Raw genomic sequence first — 16235 nt, 5'->3', positions numbered from 1 at the left:
TCGCCCTCGGTCGGGGCGAGAAAGCCCGAGAGGATCTTCATCGTCGTCGACTTGCCCGCGCCGTTCTCGCCGATCAGGGCGTGAACCTCGCCGGGCCGCAGGTCGAAATCGACGCCATGCAGCACCTGCACCGGGCCGAAGCTGCGCGAGACCTGCCGGATGGCGAGGACAGGCTCGCTCATTTCAGCGAGACCCAGGCCGCGTCCTTCTGCGACGAGCGGATGCAGGCGTCGACGAACATCATCCCCTCCAGCCCATCCTGAAGCGTCGGGAAGGTGACGCCCGCCGGCGCCTCGGACCCGCTGCGATGCGCGATGATCGCCTCGGCGGCCTCGGCATAGATGTTGGCGAAGGCCTCGAGAAAGCCTTCGGGATGCCCGGCCGGCGTGCGCGTCAGCCGCTCGGCCTCGGGGCCCATGCCGGGGCCGCGCCGGGTCAGCAGCCGCTTCGGCTCGCCCAACGGGGTGAACCACAGGTTGGTCGGGTTCTCCTGCGCCCATTCCAGCCCGCCCTTCTCGCCATAGACGCGCAACCGCAGCCCGTTCTCGTGGCCGGGGGCCACCTGGCTGCACCAGAGCATCCCCTTGGCGCCGCCCGCGAAGCGCAGCATGACATGGGCGTTGTCATCGGTGCGCCGCCCCTCGCCGAAGCTGTCGAGGTCGCAGGCGAGGCTCTCCAGCTCCAGCCCGGTAACGAAGCGCGCGAGGTTCCAGGCGTGGGTGCCGATGTCGCCGGTCGCCCCGCCCATGCCGCTGCGCTCGGGGTCGTTGCGCCACTCGGCCTGCTTGTTGTCGGCCGCCGCCGGGGCGGCCAGCCAGTCCTGCGGATATTCCACCTGCACCACGCGGATACGCCCCAAGGCGCCGGCATCGATCATGGCCTTGGCCTGACGCACCATCGGATAGCCGGTGTAATTGTGCGTCAGCACGAACAGCGCCTCGGCCCCCTCGGCGGCCTTCACCAGCTTCTTCGCCTCGCCCAGCGTCGCCGTCAGGGGCTTGTCGCAAATCACATGGATACCGCGCTTGAGGAACTCGCGCGCCACCGGGGCATGCATGTGGTTCGGGGTGACGATGGCCACCGCCTCGATCCCGTCGCCCAAGCGCCCCTCGCGCTGCGCCATGGAGGTGAAATCGCTGTAGATCCGGTCTTCCGGCAGGCCTATGGCCCGGCCCGACTCCCGCGCCTTCTCGGGGGTGGAGGACAGCGCCCCCGCCACGACCTGGAACTTGCCGTCCATCCGGGCCGCGATGCGATGCACCGCCCCGATGAAGGCCCCTGCCCCGCCGCCGACCATGCCCAGCCGGATCGGTCCCTCGCGCCGTGCGAATTTGCTCATCTGTCCAGCCCCATCATGCGGCGGTTTGCAGCCTCGTCGGCGCCGCCGACCGCGAAATCGTCGAAGGCGTTCGGTGTCACGCGGATGATGTGGTCGCGCACGAACTGCGCCCCCTCGCGCGCGCCGTCCTCGGGATGCTTCAGCGCGCATTCCCATTCGACCACGGCCCAGCCGTCGAAATCCGCCGCCGTCAGCTTGGAGAACACCGCGCCGAAATCCACCTGCCCGTCGCCGAGGCTGCGGAACCGCCCGGCCCGGTTGACCCAGGACTGATAGCCGCCATAGACCCCCTGCCGCCCGGTCGGGTTCAGCTCGGCGTCCTTCACGTGGAACATCCGGATGCGCTCGGCATAGATGTCGATGTTGTCGAGGTAATCCAGCGCCTGCAGCACATAATGCGACGGATCGTAGAGCATGTTGGCCCGCGCATGGTTGCCGACCCGCTCGAGGAACATCTCGTAGGTGATGCCGTCATGCAGATCCTCGCCGGGGTGGATCTCGTAGCAGAGGTCGATCCCGCAGTCCTCGGCATGGTCGAGGATCGGGCGCCAGCGCTTCGCCAGTTCGTCGAAGGCCGCTTCGACCAGACCGGCCGGGCGCTGCGGGAAGGGGTAGAGATAGGGCCAGGCCAGCGCGCCGGAGAAGGTCGCCATCGCCGTCAGCCCGAGGTTCTTCGAGGCAGAAAGCCCCTTCATCACCCGGTCCACCGCCCATTCCTGCCGCGCCTTGGGGTTGCCATGCACCGACGGGTCGGAGGCGAAGCCGTCCATCATCTCGTCATAGGCCGGATGCACGGCGACGAGCTGGCCGTGCAGATGGCTGGCAAGCTCGGTCACGGTGATGCCGTTTTCCGCGGCCTCGCCCTTGAACGTGTCGCAGTAATCGGTCGAGGAAGCGGCGAGATCGAGGTCGATGAACCGCGCATCCCAGGTCGGCACCTGCACCCCGACATAGCCGCAGTCGGCCGCCCAGCGGGTGATGCCCTTCCACGAGTTGAAAGGCACCGTATCGCCCGCGAACTGCGCCAGAAACAGCGCAGGGCCCTTGATCGTCTTCATGCGTGTCCTCCCTCGGCCGCCACCGCCGCAACGAAACAATCGAATGATGTAATCGTTTGCAATTATCACTATATTCACCTTCGGACCGTTTACAACGGTTTTTCTGCGCCTCATGATGCCGCGGATCAGGAGAGCGGGCGTGCGACAGAAAACGGCGGGAATACAGGATGTTGCGCGGCTGAGCGGGGTCTCGACCGCCACGGTGAGCCGCGCCCTGTCGCATCCCGAGCGGGTGGCCGAATCGACGCGAGAAGCAGTGCTGCGGGCGGTGCAGGAGACCGGCTATGTGGCCAACAGCCTCGCGCGCAACCTGCGCCGCCGCCGCACCGGCAGCATCCTCGCGCTGGTGCCCAACCTCGCCAACCCGTTCTTCTCGCAGATCCTCTCCGGCCTCTCCTCGGTGCTGAGCCCCGCCGGCTACGGCCTGCTGATCGCCGACACCCTGGCCGATCCCGACCCGCGGGCCCGGCTGGCGCATTACTTCGACAGCGGCCTTGTCGACGGGCTGGTGGTGTTCGACGCCACCCTGCCCGACCCGGCGCTGATGCAGCGCGCGCATCCGCCGCTGCTGATGGCCTGCGAATGGCGGGGCGAACTGCCCTCGGTCACCGTCGACAATGCCGAAGGCGCGGCCATCGCCATCCGGCACCTGCTCGAGTCCGGGCACCGCCGCATCGCCCATGTCACCGGCCCGCGCGGCAACGTGCTGACCGAGAGCCGGCTTCAAGGCGCGGCCGGGGCGCTGGCCGAGGCCGGGCTGGCGCTGCACGACGACTGGACCTTCACCGGCGATTTCGGCATCGCCTCCGGCGCCCAGGCCGCGGCGCGCTGGCTGGCGCTGGCCGACCGGCCGACGGCGGTGTTCTGCGCCTCGGACGAGATGGCCTGCGGCTTCATGGGCGCGCTGCAACAGGCGGGCATCGCGGTGCCGGGCGAGGTCTCGGTGATCGGCTTCGACGATATCGAGGTGGCCGGCCACCTCACCCCGGCGCTCACCACGATCCGCCAGCCGCGGCGCGACATCGGCGAACGGGCGGCGCATCTGCTGGTCGACATGATCGACCAGCGCAGCCTCATGGGCCCCTCCGAACGCATCGCCGTGGAACTGATCCGCCGCCAGAGCGTCAAATCCCCAGGCTGATCTCGCATTTCGGAAAGGACAGGCCATGACCGCCCCTCCCCTGCACGGCGCCCTCGAATCTGCGCTCTACGCCGAGGATCTCGCCGCGGCGACCCGGTTCTATCACGGGATCCTCGGCCTGCCGGTGCTGGCCCAGGTCGAGGGCAGGCATGTCTTTTTCCGCAGCGGCGCCGGCGTGCTGCTGCTGTTCAACCCGGCAGAGACCCTGCAGCCGCCGCGCAACCCGGCCCTTCCCGTGCCGGCGCATGGCGCGCGTGGCTCCGGACACCACTGCTTCGCGGTGGCCACCGCAGATCTCGACGCCTGGCGCAACCACCTGCAGGCGGAGGGCGTGGAGATCGAGGCCGACTTCAACTGGCCGAACGGCGCGCGCTCGATCTATGTCCGCGATCCGGCGGGCAACTCCATCGAATTCGCCGACCCCGCGCTCTGGGGCTGAGCGTTGCGCGGTTCGGGCGGGAATCGGACAATAATGCACTTGCGGGACCGGAATATCATGGCATCATTCCCTGCATCCTTTTGTTGATTTTGAACGGGAGTCTCCCTCCACCCCATTAGCCGCAATATCCTTTCGTTTCCCTGAAGATTTACCTCACCTGCCCCGGCGCCCCGCATTTTCCAAAACGCGACCTCCTTGCCTGACGAACCCGAGGTCACGCGACCTCCGCCGCTGCCGCAGTGCCCGATTTTCAACCAATGATATCATGAGGATTTTATGAAAGCTGTCATACTAGCCGGAGGTTTCGGCACCCGTCTCAGCGAGGAAACCGGCATCGTGCCGAAGCCGCTGATCGAGATCGGCGGGCGACCGATGCTCTGGCACATCATGAAGATCTACGCCGCCCATGGCGTGAACGATTTCATCGTCTGCTGCGGCTACAAGGGCAATCTGATCAAGGATTATTTCGTCAATTACTATCATCGCAACAGCGACATCACCGTCGATCTGAGCGACAACTCGATCGAGATCCGCCGTCCCGCAACCGAGCCCTGGCGGGTCACGCTGGTCGACACCGGCCCGGACAGCCTGACCGGCGGCCGGATCAAGCGGGTGCGCGAGCATATCGGCGGCGAGACCTTCTGCATGACCTATGGCGACGGGGTCAGCAACATCGACATCGGCAAGCTGCTGGCCTTCCACCGCAGCCAAGGCACGCTGGCCACCGTCACCGCCGTGCACCTGCCGGGCCGTTTCGGCGCGCTGGATTTCTCCGGCGACGACCCGAAGGTGAAGCGTATCCGTGAGAAGAGCTTGCAGGACGGCCAGACCATCAACGGCGGCTTCTTCGTGCTGGAGCCGCAGGTGCTGGACTACATCGACGGCGACCTGACCACCTGGGAGGAGGAGCCGCTGCAGCGTCTGGTGGCCGAGGGCGAGCTGTCGGTCTATCGCCATGACGGATTCTGGCAGAACATGGACACGCTGCGTGACAAGCACCTGCTGCAGTCGCTCTGGGACGGCGGCGCGCCGCCCTGGAAGATCTGGAGCTGAAACGGCGGGGAGGCCGGGCCTGTCACCAGGTCTTCGACTCGGCCTCCCGGTTCGGCAGCACCGACAGGAAGCGCCAGGGCATCGCTGGCAGCAGCGCCGGATCACCGGCGGCCAGCTTCCACATCAGAGCGAACGAGGGTTTCTTGCGCTGCAACAGCGCGCGCAGGAACAGATAGCTGTAGGCCCGCCGATAGCGCCGGATCATGCCGCCCAGCGTCGCCCGATCCTCCGGCGCTAGGTCGAAACTGCGCCCGACCATCTGGAAGAACATCAGCATGTAGCCGATCCGATCGACCACCTTGGTCGAGGTCCAGTCGAAGGCGTCGAAATAGATGTTCACCCCCTGGCCGCAGAACACGTTGCACTTCCACGAGACCACAGTCCGCGCCCCCGCCATCACCAGCGAGATCCAGAACATGTGGTCCTCGCCCGCGTTGCGCAGCCGGGTGTCGAAGCGCAGATCCTGCACGAAGCCCTGCCGCACCACGATGGTCGAGGTCTGGCTCAGGTAGGTTTCCACATAGGCGCTGGTCAGAATCCGGCGGTCGAAGGCGAGGATCGGCAGGTCTGCGTCGATCACCGTCACCCCCTCGCTCCGCAGCTCGCGCAGGATCCGCAACCGCTCGGTCCGGTTGAAATAGGTGATGTCATCCTCGGTGCGCAGGTGGTCGCAGAAATAGAAGTCATACCCGCGCTCCAGCAGCGCCAGCGCTTCGGCCAGATGGTCCTTCGCCCAGAAATCGTCGGAATCGAGGAAGGCGACATAATCGAACCCGCCCTCCGCCACCGCGTCGAGCCCGGTATTCCGCGCCGCCCCTGGCCCGCCATTCGGCTGCCGCATCAGGGTCACCCTGGCGCGCTGCACCTCTGGCAGCAGCTCGACCTCCGCCGCGGCCGGGGTGGGCGAGCTGTCATCGACGATGAACACCTGGAGCGAGGCCCCGGCAGGTAGCTCCTGCTGGAACACCGAGGTGAGGGCCCGGCTCAGAATTCCGGAATCGCGCTGGTAAAAGGGAATGACGACGGCAAATCTCATAATGAACGGTCCTGAATTCAGCTGGCGGCAAGCCTGAGGCAAGGCCGCTTTCCCCGCAAGCCGCAACCCACGTCTGCGCGCCAATAAAGCCTTACCGCGGGCGGCTTCCTGCCGGGCATCTGCGTCGGAAGGGCCGGAGAAACGTCATCGGACAAGGAATTCTGCATGCAGTGCCCCGGCTGCGTTAATGCTCTTGAGGATGTCGATCATGTCATGCGGTGCCACTCCCAATGCGTTCAGCCCCGCCACCACCTGGGACAGGGTCGTGCTGCTCTGCACCTCGGCCAGACCCTGGCCCTGATCCTGCTGGATGCCGACAGCGCTGCGCGGCACGACGATCGTCTCGCCGGGGGTGAAGGGGTTGGGTTGCACCACCACCGGCGTCTCATCGACGCGCAGCGTCAGGCCGCCCTGCGCCACGGCCACCCGGCTGATCCGGACATCCTCGCCGATGACGATGGTGCCCGAGCGCTGGTCGACCACCACCTTTGCCGTGGTCTGCGGCTGGACCAGTAGGTTCTCAAGCCGCCCGAGGACATGCGCCGGAGAGGCCATTCGGGTCGCGTGGAGGTCCAGCGCTACTGTACCGGAATCGGTCATCCGCGCCACCTGATGTCCGAATTCCCGGTTGATCACCGCCTCGATCCGCCCCGCCGTGGTGAAATCCGGCAAACGCAACGCGAGCCGCAGCGACGTCAGTCCGGTGAAGTCGAAATCCACCTCCCGCTCGACCCGGGCGCCGCCGGGAATACTGCCCGCCGTCGGCACCCCCTGCACAACCCGCGCCGCCTGACCCTCGGCCGCCACGCCGCCGGCGATGATCGTGCCCTGAGCCACGGCATAGATCTGCCCATCCGCCCCGTTCAGCGGCGTCATCACCAAGGTTCCGCCAAGCAGGCTCTTGGCGTCGCCGATGGCCGAAACCGTCACGTCGACCTGCCCGCCCGCCCGGGCGAAAGGCGGGAGCGTCGCGGTCACGAAGACGGCGGCGACGTTCTTTGGCCGGTACTCCTCGCCCGCCACGTTGACGCCCAGCCGTTCGAGGAGGTTGGACATGATCTCTTCGGTAAAAGGCGCGTTGCGCAGCCCGTCACCGGTGCCGTTCAGACCGACCACGAGGCCGTAGCCCACCAGATCGTTGCCCCGCACGCCATCGAACTGCACCAGATCCTTGATGCGGATCGCCTCGGCCCCCGCCGGCAAGGCCAGAAGCGCCAGCAGGAGCAACAGCCGCAGCATCAGACGTAATCCACCAGAGTCAGGCGCGAGATGCGCTCGGTCAGCGCATAGATCGTCTCGAGCTGGGTCTCGGTGGTTTCCAGCAGGGTTGCGGTCTCGTAGCCGTCGACGCCCAACAGCCCAGTGCGGGCGATCTTCAGCGCGGTCGTCTCGGCGGCGTTGCGCGCCGCGGCCGCCTCGATCCGCGCCTCCGCCAGGCCGACCTCTGCCGCCAGGCCCGTGCGGGTCGACTGGCTCTGGACCAGGCTTTCGCCGGCCAGTCGCGCCACCTCGCCGCGCTGATCGCTGTCGCCGGCAAAGACTCCGCGGCCCAGCAGTGCGGCCAAAGCCAGCCCCTTCAGCGTGTCGCGGATCGCGGGATCATTGGCCGTCACCGCCAGCGTCACCTCGTCGGTCGGCCCGACCGAGAGCGGTGCCAGCGCCGCTCCCCCCAGATAGACCGTCGCGGCATAACCGGCGGGGTCGTCGAACCAATCGTTCACGGCAATCGCGAGTTCTGCAGCGGTGGTAGCGCCGAGGCTGGCCGTCTCGATCGCCGTGAGAACGGTTTCGGCCTCGACCACCGCGGCCTTGCCGGTCTCCATCCCTGCCAACAGGCTGCGCCCGGCGAAGCCGGTGTTCAGCGCGGCCATCACCGACTTGAACTGCTGCAGCGAGGTCATCCCCGCCGGGTCGATCAGCGGGGCGGTGCCGGCGGTCCCCGCCGTCAGCAACAGTGGCGCGGTCTTTCCTGCCAGATCGTCCACCAGCGTGAGCACCGATTGCAGCGCCCCCGCGAAGCCCGCCGCCTCGTTGCCGGCGATCTTGAAGCTCTCCAGGCGCGCGAGCGAGGCGTCGATGCTGCCCAGCGTCGCGAAATCGCCGCCGAGTTTGGCCCCCCTGTCGGCGGCGAGACCTGTCACCATCTCGGTCGAGAGCCGCTGCGACTGCGCCTTCAACGCGACCGTCTGGCGGCGGAGCATGAAACTGTGGGCGAGATCGCCCAGGGACACAGTGGCCATCTAGATCTCCAGCAAGAGGGCGAGAAGGTCGTCCAGCGTCTGGACGATCTTGGCATTGGCGGCATAGGCCTGTTCGATCAGCAGCATCTGCTGCATCTCGGCGTCGGAATCGACGCCCAGCTCCAGCTCCTGCTGGTGCAGCGCGTCCCAGCGCGCGGCGGCGAAGCTGGCTTCGCTGTCGGCGGCGAGCCGGGCGATCGAGACATCCGACAGCAGATCGGAGGCGAGACCGGCGAAGCTGCGCGCCCCGGAGAGGAAGCCGGAAACCGGGACCCGCCCGGCGGTCAGCGCGTCGTCCAGCGCCAGAAGCAGGCTGGCGTCACCCACCGGACCCGCCGGGGCCGAAAGCCCGTCGCGCAGCCGTCGGAGCAGCCCGCCCTGATCCGGATCGACCAGCGCAGTCACCGACAGCCGGCTGGCAAGCCCAAGCTCGTCGGCCGCGAGGAAGGCCGCGCCATTATCGGTGAACAGCCCGGCGTCGCCCGGCGCGCGCGAAGGATCGAGCGCCGGATTGGCGAAACGCTCGACCAGATCGCGGGCAAACGCGTCGATCTGCACTTGACCTTCGGGCGCAAGCTCGTCGCGGATGGCGAAATGCGCTGCCAGCGAGCCGCCGGCGATCACGCTCGCCTCCCCCGCCGTGGCGACGCTGCGGCCCTTCAGCGTCAGGCCGGAAAGCAGGCCGCCGGCAAGCGTCATCTCCGGCACGATGACCGGATGCGGCGTGAAGCCGAGTTCGGAGGGCAGCCCGTCGAGCAGCACCCCGCCGCTGGTGGTGAACAGCGCGATCTGGCCGTAGCTGCGCTGGACCTCGCGCAGCGGCACGATCGAGGAGACCTGGTCCACCAGCTGCTGGCGCTGATCCTCGAGCGCCGAGACATCTTCGCCGGAAACGGCGCGCTCGGTGATCAGGCGGTTCAACTCCCACACGCCGCGCACCGCCACGTTCAGCGCCTCGACCTCGCGGGCGATGGCGGCATCGGCGGTCATGCGCGCCTGCTGCAGTTCGGTCGCGACGAAATTGATGCCGCTGGCCAAGGCCTTGGCGCTGCTCAGCACCTCGGCGAGCCGCGCCTCGGAATCGGGGCGGCTGGCGGCGGAGATCAGCGCTGTATCGAAGTCCGCGATCCGGTCGAGCAGCGAGCCGGAAACCGCTGTATCGATCACCGCCTCGAGCCGACCGAAATAGGTGGCCCGGGCATCGCGGTCACCGGTGGCGGCTTCGGCCAGCCGTCGATCGGCCAGCAATACCTGGTCGACGATCCGGGTGACCCCCAGCAGCCGAACGCCCTGCGATTCGCTGCCGATGCTGCGCGCCGAAACCTCCAGCACGCGGCGGGCGTAGCCCTCGTTCAGCGCATTGGCCACGTTGCTGGAGGTGACCTCTGCCGCCCGCGAGGCATATTGCAGGCCCGAAAGCGCGTTGGACAGGCTGGCGGACAGGCTCATGTTTCACCTCACCGTTTGATGTTCGTGGTTTCCTGCAGCATCTCGTCCACGGTCTGGATGATCTTGGCGTTGGAGGAATAGGCCCGCTGCGTCTGGATCAGGTTGGTCAGTTCGGCGGCGACATCGGTGGTCGAGCCTTCACGCGCATAGCCGACGATGGAGCCGGTCGGCCCGTCCCCCGCATCCCAGAGGAAGAAGGAGCCCGAGACCGGCGAGACCTCGAAGGTCTGGTCGTTCATCGCGATCAGCCCGTTCGGGTTCGGCACGTCGACCAACGGGATCTGGTAGATCACCCGGGTGAAGCCGGTGTCATAGGTCGCCTGGATGAAGCCGCTCTCGTCGATCTCGACCGCGGTCAGGTTGCCGACCGGCGAGCCGTCCTTTGTGATGGAGGTCGGGGCGAAGCTGCTGGACAGCTGGGTCAACCCGTTAGTATCGCCCACCTTCCCCACGGTCACCTCGATCGGCCCGCCCTCGACTGTGAGGGTGACGCTGCCGGCCGCTGCGTCATAGACCGGGCTGGCGCCTATGGCCGTCACGCTGTTCAGCGTGCCGCCATTGGTCCGCGAATCGTTGAAGACCAGCGTGTACTCCCCGACCACCGCGCCGCCGCTGGCCGAATCGGTGATGACCATGGTCCAGGTGTTGGTTCCCGGATCGGTCGCCAGCGCCGGCAGGCTCGGGGTGAAGGTGACATCCAGGGTTTCCGAAGTGCCCAGGTTGCCGAAATACTCGATCGAGGTTGTGCGCGCCGCGCCCGAGGCGCCGAATTCCGTGTCCACCGCGGGCAGGTTGATGCCCATGTTGATCTCGGTCGTCGGGTCGCCCGCAGTCTGGTTGGCGTTGATCACCACCGGCTCCAGCCCGACCATGGTGTCGCGCGGCATGCTGGCGATGGTGCCGTCGGCATCGGCGGGCCAGCCCATCAGCACCAACCCCGATTGCGTCATCAGCACCCCGTCGGCATCCGTTCGGAACGAGCCCGTGGTGGTCATCATCAGCGGCCTGTCGCCCGACATGCTGTTGAGGCTGGAGGAGGAGATCACCGGCAGCATGCCGCGGCCGGCGATCGCGATGTCCATCGGGTTGGAAGTGGCGATCACCGCGCCACGCTCGTCGATCAGCCGCATGGTGTTGGCCCGCACCCCGCCCGCCGAATAGGTGCCCGAACCGCTGGAGCCGGTGATCACCATGCTGTCGAAATCGGCGGCGGCCCGCTTGTAGCCAAAGGTGCCTGAGTTGGCGATGTTGTCGGCGATGGTGGCAAGCCGGGTGGCGTTGGCGTTCAGGCCGGCCACACCGGCGTTCAGCGAGGAAGAGATCGTCATGGAGGCTGCGCCTTTCTGCAACGGACGTTTGGCATCCCCGAGGCTGCGCTTATCAGCTTAAGATCCGCCTAACGCGATCCGGTTCAGCGGTCCTTGCGCAGCAGGACGACCTCCAGCCGGTTGTTGCGCACCGCCATCGGGTCCGGCGTCACCGGCTTTCGGTCGGCATAGCCGACGATCCGCTGCATCCGCGCGGAGGGCAGCCCCGCCGTTTCGACGAGATCGCGCATCCGCTGCGCCCGCGCCGCCGAAAGGTCCCAGACCGGGTTATCGATCAGGGTGATCGGATAGCTGCGCACATGGCCATTCACCGCGATCCGGTTCAGGGTCAGCGCCAGCGTGTCGGCCAGCAGCCCGGCGATGTCGCGCAGCACCTGGCGCGGCTGGTCGCTGTCGCCCTCGAACAGCGCGACATCGGGCAGGTCGAAGATCTCGATCACCAGCCCCTCGTCGGTGATGCGGGTCACCACATGGCGCAGCGCGCGCTCCATCGTCATGCTTTCGCCCGCCCGGGCGGAAAGCAGCTTCTCGATCTCGGCCTGCTGCGCCTGCTCCGAGGCCTCGCCGCCGGCGCTGTCGCCGCGGGCCTGCGCCTCCTCGGTCGGCTCGCGGTTGGCGGCGCCGGTGCCGCTTTGCGTCATCGTCTGTTCCGAGAACACCGAATCACCGCCGAAGGCGCCGTCGCCGCCGCCGGAGACCCGGTTCATCGGGATCGTCGGATTGAAGTAATCGGCGAGCCCCTTGCGTTGCTTCTCCGTCGTTGCGTTCAGCAGCCACATCAGCATGAAGAAGGCCATCATGGCCGTCACGAAGTCGGCATAGGCCACTTTCCACGCCCCGCCGTGGTGACCGCCGCCCTGTATGACCTTCTTCCGCTTGATGATGACTGGCGCGGCGTTTGCCCCGGCCATGTTTCATCCACCCCATACACACCCGCGGCCAGTCTACACCCGGGGAATGAAGGCGGACTTAACCGGCGGTGGGTCAGGCAGGATCGCCGGCGGGAGGCGCGCCGTCGACGAAGCTGCGCCGGACGCAGGTCTGGATGCCGAAGGCGGCGTAATCGCTGATGAACTGGCTGGCGGCGCTGCGGGTCAGGCCGCTTTCGATCCGCAGCGGGCCGAGCGCCTCCAGCGTCATCAGCCGCTCGCGCGGCTCAGGGCAGCGGGTGGCGAAGAAATCGGCCAGCTCCTGCGCGGTGACGCCACTGCGCCCGGTCAGATAAAGGTCGAAGCGCTGGAAATCCCGGTTGATCGCCTGGACCAGACCGCCGTGCCGCGCCTGCACCAGCGCCGCCGAACGCGCATCGAGCGCGCCGGCGACGGCGCCGCTGAAACCGCATTCAGAGCTGCCGAGCCGGCCGAGCAGCCCGACGAGCCCCTCGGTCGGCTGCAGCCCCGGCAGCAGGAACAGGTCGTAGATCGCCACCGCCGGATCCGACACCGCGGAGCGCAGCGAGCGCTCGCGCCGCAGCGCCCGGCGCAGGTCGGCGGCGCGCGGCGCCGTGGTGGCCACCACCAGCCCGGCCGGGCTGTGCAGGGCCTGAGCCACCTCGGCCACGGCCAAGCCCAGCTGATCCGCCAGCCTCGCCACGGCGGCGGGCGCCGCCTCGTCATTGGCCTGGAACCAGAGATCGACGCGGTCCGCCGTCCCCCGCACCGTCGGGTCGTCCAGCCGCACCCGCAGCCCCAGCGCCGCCATCAGCGCCTGGAGCCTGCGGGCGACGCAGGCCGGCGCGGCCTCGGCCAGCACCGACGGCTGGCGCGACAGCCGCAACGCGGCCTCGGCCCGGCTCAGCGGCAGGTGGCTGGACAGCAGGCCGGCCGCCAGTCCCGCGGGCGAGGACGCGGAGACCAGCGTGATACGCAGCTTGTTCTCGGTGGAGACGGTCGCAGTCATGGCAGGCTCCCCTGTTCTTCTGATCGGCTCAGATTGCGTCGGGCGCTGTGACTTCACCGTAACGCGCCAGTCAAACATCCGTCAAATCGCCATATGACGCTGGAGCGGCCACAACGCTCGAAACGGCTTCGGGTTCGGAAGTTTTCGCTTCGCCGGGGCGCGTTTGATCACATTGCGGGCGCGTGGCGGGCCGGGACTCCCGGCACCAGCGCCGGGGAGCGCCGTCCGCAGGGGAGAAAGCGGCGTCCAGGCGCCGGGCTTGGGCTGCCTCCGGCGGGAGTGTTTGGGCAAGGAGAAGGCAGAGGGCTGCCGCGACCGGCCGGCAGCGGTCCATGGAAATGCCGCAGCCGGGGCCTCGATGGCCCCGGGGGCGGCACGCCCGGGCCGGTCAGCGCAGGCGCTGACCGGCGGCGTCGAAATGGAAGGCGCGGCTGCGGTCGGGGGTCAGCCAGACCGGCGCATCCACGGCATAGCTGTGCTCGCCGAACAGCCGCACCGTCTGCAGCCCGTGCTCGCTGCGGGCATAGACCAGCGTCTCGCCGCCCAGCTTCTCCAGATGGGTGACGCTGGCCTCGATCTCGCCCGCCTCGGTCGAGATCGCCAGATGCTCGGGCCGGATGCCCAGCGTGTCGCTCGACAGGCCCAGCGCCCCGGCCTTGAGGAAGTTCATCTGCGGCGAGCCGATGAAACCGGCGACGAAGGTGTTGGCCGGATCGTTGTAGAGCTCCATCGGTGCGCCGACCTGCTCCACCTTGCCGGCGCGCAGCACCACGATGCGGTCGGCCAGCGTCATCGCCTCGACCTGATCGTGGGTGACATAGACCATCGTCGCCCCCAGATCGCGGTGCAGCCGGGCGATCTCGATCCGCGTCGCCACGCGCAGCGCCGCATCGAGGTTGGAAAGCGGCTCGTCGAAGAGGAAGAGCTTCGGCACCCGCACGATGGCCCGCCCGATCGCCACCCGCTGCCGCTGCCCGCCCGAAAGCTCCGCCGGGCGCCGCTCCATCAGCGGCTCCAGCGCCAGCATCCCCGCCGCGCGGTCGGTGGCGTCGCGGATCTCGGCCTTCGACTTGCCCGCCTGTTTCAGCGCAAGCCCCATGTTGTCGCGCACCGTCAGATGCGGGTAGAGCGCGTAGCTCTGGAACACCATGGCGATCTCGCGCTTGGCCGGGGCGACGTCATTCACCCGCGTGCCGTCGATCCTCACATCGCCCGAGCTCACATCCTCCAGCCCGGCGATCATGCGCAGCAGCGTGGATTTTCCGCAGCCCGAGGGGCCGACGAAGACGCAGAACTCGCCGTCCCGCACCTCCAGATCGACGCCCTGGATCACCTTGGTGGTGCCGAAGGTCTTCGTCACCCCCTGCAGCGTCAGCGCCCCCATCACAGCTCTCCCAGTTTCACGGGCTGGCCCGAGCGCACACTCTCATCCGCGGCAAGGCAGATCGCCAGCGACTGCACCGCATCGGACAGATGCCGCGTGAGGTCCATGTCCTCGAGGATCGCCCGCGCCACGAAGGCCTGCTCGCGGTCGCAGAGCGCCTGATGCCCGGGCTCGTCGGCCATCGAGATGTCGGTATCGCCGCTGGCCACCTTGTGCACCCTGAGCAGCGAGGTCTTGGTATGGGTGTCGATATCGTCCGACCGCGCCGAGTCCGGCATGCGGATCGACACGGCGCCATTGGGCGAGACCACATCCTTCACGAAGAAGGCGGTGTCCGACATCATCGGCCCCCAGCCCGCCTCGTACCAGCCGAGCGAGCCATCCGCGAAGATCACCTGGAAATGGCCATAGTTGTACATGCCCTCGGCGATCTCGGTTGACAGCCGCAACCCCATGCCGCGCACCTCGACCGGGGCGGCGTCGGTGATCTGGCACATCACGTCGACATAATGCACGCCGCAATCGACGATCGGCGGCGTGGTCTGCATCAGCGCCTTGTGGACCTCCCATGTCGGGCCCGAGGACTGCTGGTTCAGGTTCAGCCGGAAGACATAGGGCCCGCCCAGGGCACGGGCCTCCTCGATCAGCCGGATCCAGCTCGGATGATGCCGCAGGATATAGCCCACCACCACCTTGCGCCCGGTCTCGCGGGCCTTGGCCACCACGCGCCGCGCATCGGCCACGGTCGTCGCCAGCGGCTTCTCCACGAAGACATGCGCCCCCGCCTCCATCGCCGCGCAGGCATAGTCGGCATGGCTGTCGGAATAGGTGGCGACGCAGACCAGATCCGGCTTCAGCCGCGCCAGCGCCTCGGCGTAGTCGCCGCTGACCTCGTAGCCCTGCAGCTCTTCTGGCAGGTCCACCGCCGAACGGTTCACCAGCCCGACGATCTCGAAGGCCGGATCGGCGTGATAGGCCAGCGCATGGCTCCGCCCCATGTTGCCCAGACCTGCAACCAATACCCGGATCATTTCACTGCTCCTGCCGTGATGCCGCGGATCAGCTGCCGCGAGAAGATGAGATAGAGCACCATCACCGGAATGATGGCGAGCGAGAGCGCCGAGAGCACGGCATTCCAGTTGGTGACGAACTGGCCGATGAACACCTGGCTGCCCAGGGTGATCGTCTTGGTCTCCTCGGCGGGGGCGAGGATCAGCGGGAACCACAGGTCGTTCCAGATCGGGATCATGGTGAAGACCGCCACCGTCGCCATGGCGGGCCGCACCAGCGGCAGCACCAGCGTGAAGAAGATGCGGTATTCCGACAGCCCGTCGATCCTTCCCGCGTTCTTCAGATCGTCCGAGACCTGGCGCATGAACTCCGACAGGATGAACACCGCCAGCGGCAGCCCCTGCGCGGTATAGACGAGGATCAGCGCGGTCAGCGTGTTCACCAGCCCGCCCGCCACCATCATCTGCAGGATCGCCACCGTCCCCAGCCGGATCGGGATCATGATGCCCAAGGCGAGGTAGAGCCCCATCAGCGTGTTGCCGCGGAAGCGGTATTCGCTGAGCGCGAAAGCCGCCATCGCCCCGAAGAGCAGTACCCCGGCGAGGCTCACCACCGTGACGATCAGCGAGTTCTGGAAATACTGGAAGAAGTCGCCCTGCGCGAGCACGGTGGTATAGCCGACCAGATCGAAGGTCTCGGCATTGGGCAGCGCCAGCGGTTCGGCGAAGATGGCCCGGCGCGACTTGAAGCTGTTCACCACGATCACGAAGACCGGGAACAGCGCGATCAGCGTGTAGGCGATCAGCACCGCATGGGCGGCGATCGTGCGTCCAAGGGGGGATCTTGCGGCCATGCTGT

At 67.6% G+C, this 16235-nt stretch carries 16 protein-coding genes; 3 read left to right on the top strand and 13 right to left on the bottom strand.

What is annotated here, in order from left to right:
- The 3 genes from C5F48_RS06050 to C5F48_RS06040 form a co-directional block, all read right to left on the bottom strand.
- The coding region (locus C5F48_RS06050) for an ATP-binding cassette domain-containing protein (protein ID WP_146170561.1) at positions 1-182 on the bottom strand (182 nt) is incomplete at its 3' end.
- Positions 179-1339 carry a Gfo/Idh/MocA family protein gene (locus C5F48_RS06045; RefSeq protein ID WP_107663013.1) on the bottom strand — a complete coding sequence of 387 codons (1161 nt, stop codon included), beginning with the start codon at positions 1337-1339 and terminating at the stop codon, positions 179-181. The genes C5F48_RS06050 and C5F48_RS06045, both read right to left, overlap by 4 nt.
- A complete protein-coding gene (locus tag C5F48_RS06040) occupies positions 1336-2397 on the bottom strand; it encodes a sugar phosphate isomerase/epimerase family protein (protein ID WP_107663012.1) in 1062 nt (353 codons plus the stop codon). Before C5F48_RS06040 ends, C5F48_RS06045 begins: the two co-directional genes overlap by 4 nt.
- 139 nt (positions 2398-2536) lie before the next feature.
- On the opposite strand from C5F48_RS06040, the gene C5F48_RS06035 reads away from it, so the two are divergent.
- The 3 genes from C5F48_RS06035 to rfbF all read left to right on the top strand — a co-directional run bounded on the left by C5F48_RS06035 (position 2537) and on the right by rfbF (position 5030).
- Complete coding sequence (locus C5F48_RS06035) at positions 2537-3538, top strand: LacI family DNA-binding transcriptional regulator (RefSeq protein WP_107663011.1); 1002 nt, start codon at positions 2537-2539, stop codon at positions 3536-3538.
- Between the two features lie 25 nt (positions 3539-3563).
- Complete coding sequence (locus C5F48_RS06030) at positions 3564-3977, top strand: VOC family protein (RefSeq protein WP_107663010.1); 414 nt, start codon at positions 3564-3566, stop codon at positions 3975-3977.
- Positions 3978-4253: 276 nt separating this feature from the next.
- The gene (gene rfbF / locus C5F48_RS06025; protein WP_107663009.1) at positions 4254-5030 is read left to right on the top strand and encodes a glucose-1-phosphate cytidylyltransferase; all 777 of its coding nucleotides are present in this window, start codon (positions 4254-4256) and stop codon (positions 5028-5030) included.
- A 22-nt stretch (positions 5031-5052) separates the two neighbouring features.
- Here rfbF and C5F48_RS06020 read toward each other — a convergent pair whose 3' ends face one another.
- The 10 genes from C5F48_RS06020 to C5F48_RS05975 form a co-directional block, all read right to left on the bottom strand.
- Positions 5053-6066 (bottom strand): glycosyltransferase family 2 protein, encoded by a 1014-nt coding sequence (locus C5F48_RS06020; RefSeq protein ID WP_107663008.1) that lies wholly within the window; start codon positions 6064-6066, stop codon positions 5053-5055.
- Positions 6067-6210: 144 nt separating this feature from the next.
- Positions 6211-7308 (bottom strand): flagellar basal body P-ring protein FlgI, encoded by a 1098-nt coding sequence (locus tag C5F48_RS06015; RefSeq protein WP_107663007.1) that lies wholly within the window; start codon positions 7306-7308, stop codon positions 6211-6213.
- Positions 7305-8306, bottom strand: a complete 1002-nt coding sequence (locus tag C5F48_RS06010) for a flagellin (RefSeq protein ID WP_107663006.1) — start codon at positions 8304-8306, stop codon at positions 7305-7307. The genes C5F48_RS06015 and C5F48_RS06010 overlap by 4 nt, the downstream gene beginning before the upstream one ends.
- Complete coding sequence (gene flgK, locus C5F48_RS06005; RefSeq protein WP_107663005.1) at positions 8307-9755, bottom strand: flagellar hook-associated protein FlgK; 1449 nt, start codon at positions 9753-9755, stop codon at positions 8307-8309.
- Between the two features lie 8 nt (positions 9756-9763).
- The gene (locus C5F48_RS06000; RefSeq protein WP_107663004.1) at positions 9764-11083 is read right to left on the bottom strand and encodes a flagellar hook protein FlgE; all 1320 of its coding nucleotides are present in this window, start codon (positions 11081-11083) and stop codon (positions 9764-9766) included.
- Between the two features lie 83 nt (positions 11084-11166).
- Positions 11167-11994: a flagellar motor protein MotB gene (locus tag C5F48_RS05995; RefSeq protein WP_107663003.1), complete on the bottom strand. Its 828-nt coding sequence runs from the start codon at positions 11992-11994 to the stop codon at positions 11167-11169.
- A 73-nt stretch (positions 11995-12067) separates the two neighbouring features.
- A complete protein-coding gene (locus C5F48_RS05990; RefSeq protein ID WP_107663002.1) occupies positions 12068-12982 on the bottom strand; it encodes a hypothetical protein in 915 nt (304 codons plus the stop codon).
- A gap of 388 nt (positions 12983-13370) precedes the next feature.
- Positions 13371-14366 (bottom strand): ABC transporter ATP-binding protein, encoded by a 996-nt coding sequence (locus tag C5F48_RS05985; RefSeq protein WP_107663001.1) that lies wholly within the window; start codon positions 14364-14366, stop codon positions 13371-13373.
- Positions 14366-15397, bottom strand: coding sequence for a Gfo/Idh/MocA family protein (locus C5F48_RS05980; protein ID WP_107663000.1), 1032 nt, complete (start codon positions 15395-15397; stop codon positions 14366-14368). Before C5F48_RS05980 ends, C5F48_RS05985 begins: the two co-directional genes overlap by 1 nt.
- The gene (locus C5F48_RS05975) at positions 15394-16230 is read right to left on the bottom strand and encodes a carbohydrate ABC transporter permease (RefSeq protein ID WP_107662999.1); all 837 of its coding nucleotides are present in this window, start codon (positions 16228-16230) and stop codon (positions 15394-15396) included. Before C5F48_RS05975 ends, C5F48_RS05980 begins: the two co-directional genes overlap by 4 nt.
- Between the last annotated feature and the right edge of the window lie 5 nt (positions 16231-16235).

Source organism: Cereibacter changlensis JA139 (assembly GCF_003034985.1).
Classification (GTDB): domain Bacteria; phylum Pseudomonadota; class Alphaproteobacteria; order Rhodobacterales; family Rhodobacteraceae; genus Cereibacter; species Cereibacter changlensis.
Note: the sequence above shows the minus strand (reverse complement) of the source record. Positions and strands in the feature narration are given on the sequence as shown.

What these genes read in the sequence shown, in the direction of transcription:
- C5F48_RS06045 (WP_107663013.1), bottom strand. Translation starts at nt 1,339, where the DNA reads ATGAGCAAATTCGCACGGCGCGAGGGACCGATCCGGCTGGGCATGGTC.
- C5F48_RS06040 (WP_107663012.1), bottom strand. Translation starts at nt 2,397, where the DNA reads ATGAAGACGATCAAGGGCCCTGCGCTGTTTCTGGCGCAGTTCGCGGGC.
- C5F48_RS06030 (WP_107663010.1), top strand. Translation starts at nt 3,564, where the DNA reads ATGACCGCCCCTCCCCTGCACGGCGCCCTCGAATCTGCGCTCTACGCC.
- rfbF (WP_107663009.1), top strand. Translation starts at nt 4,254, where the DNA reads ATGAAAGCTGTCATACTAGCCGGAGGTTTCGGCACCCGTCTCAGCGAG.
- C5F48_RS06020 (WP_107663008.1), bottom strand. Translation starts at nt 6,066, where the DNA reads ATGAGATTTGCCGTCGTCATTCCCTTTTACCAGCGCGATTCCGGAATT.
- C5F48_RS06010 (WP_107663006.1), bottom strand. Translation starts at nt 8,306, where the DNA reads ATGGCCACTGTGTCCCTGGGCGATCTCGCCCACAGTTTCATGCTCCGC.
- flgK (WP_107663005.1), bottom strand. Translation starts at nt 9,755, where the DNA reads ATGAGCCTGTCCGCCAGCCTGTCCAACGCGCTTTCGGGCCTGCAATAT.
- C5F48_RS06000 (WP_107663004.1), bottom strand. Translation starts at nt 11,083, where the DNA reads ATGACGATCTCTTCCTCGCTGAACGCCGGTGTGGCCGGCCTGAACGCC.
- C5F48_RS05995 (WP_107663003.1), bottom strand. Translation starts at nt 11,994, where the DNA reads ATGGCCGGGGCAAACGCCGCGCCAGTCATCATCAAGCGGAAGAAGGTC.
- C5F48_RS05990 (WP_107663002.1), bottom strand. Translation starts at nt 12,982, where the DNA reads ATGACTGCGACCGTCTCCACCGAGAACAAGCTGCGTATCACGCTGGTC.
- C5F48_RS05985 (WP_107663001.1), bottom strand. Translation starts at nt 14,366, where the DNA reads ATGGGGGCGCTGACGCTGCAGGGGGTGACGAAGACCTTCGGCACCACC.
- C5F48_RS05980 (WP_107663000.1), bottom strand. Translation starts at nt 15,397, where the DNA reads ATGATCCGGGTATTGGTTGCAGGTCTGGGCAACATGGGGCGGAGCCAT.
- C5F48_RS05975 (WP_107662999.1), bottom strand. Translation starts at nt 16,230, where the DNA reads ATGGCCGCAAGATCCCCCCTTGGACGCACGATCGCCGCCCATGCGGTG.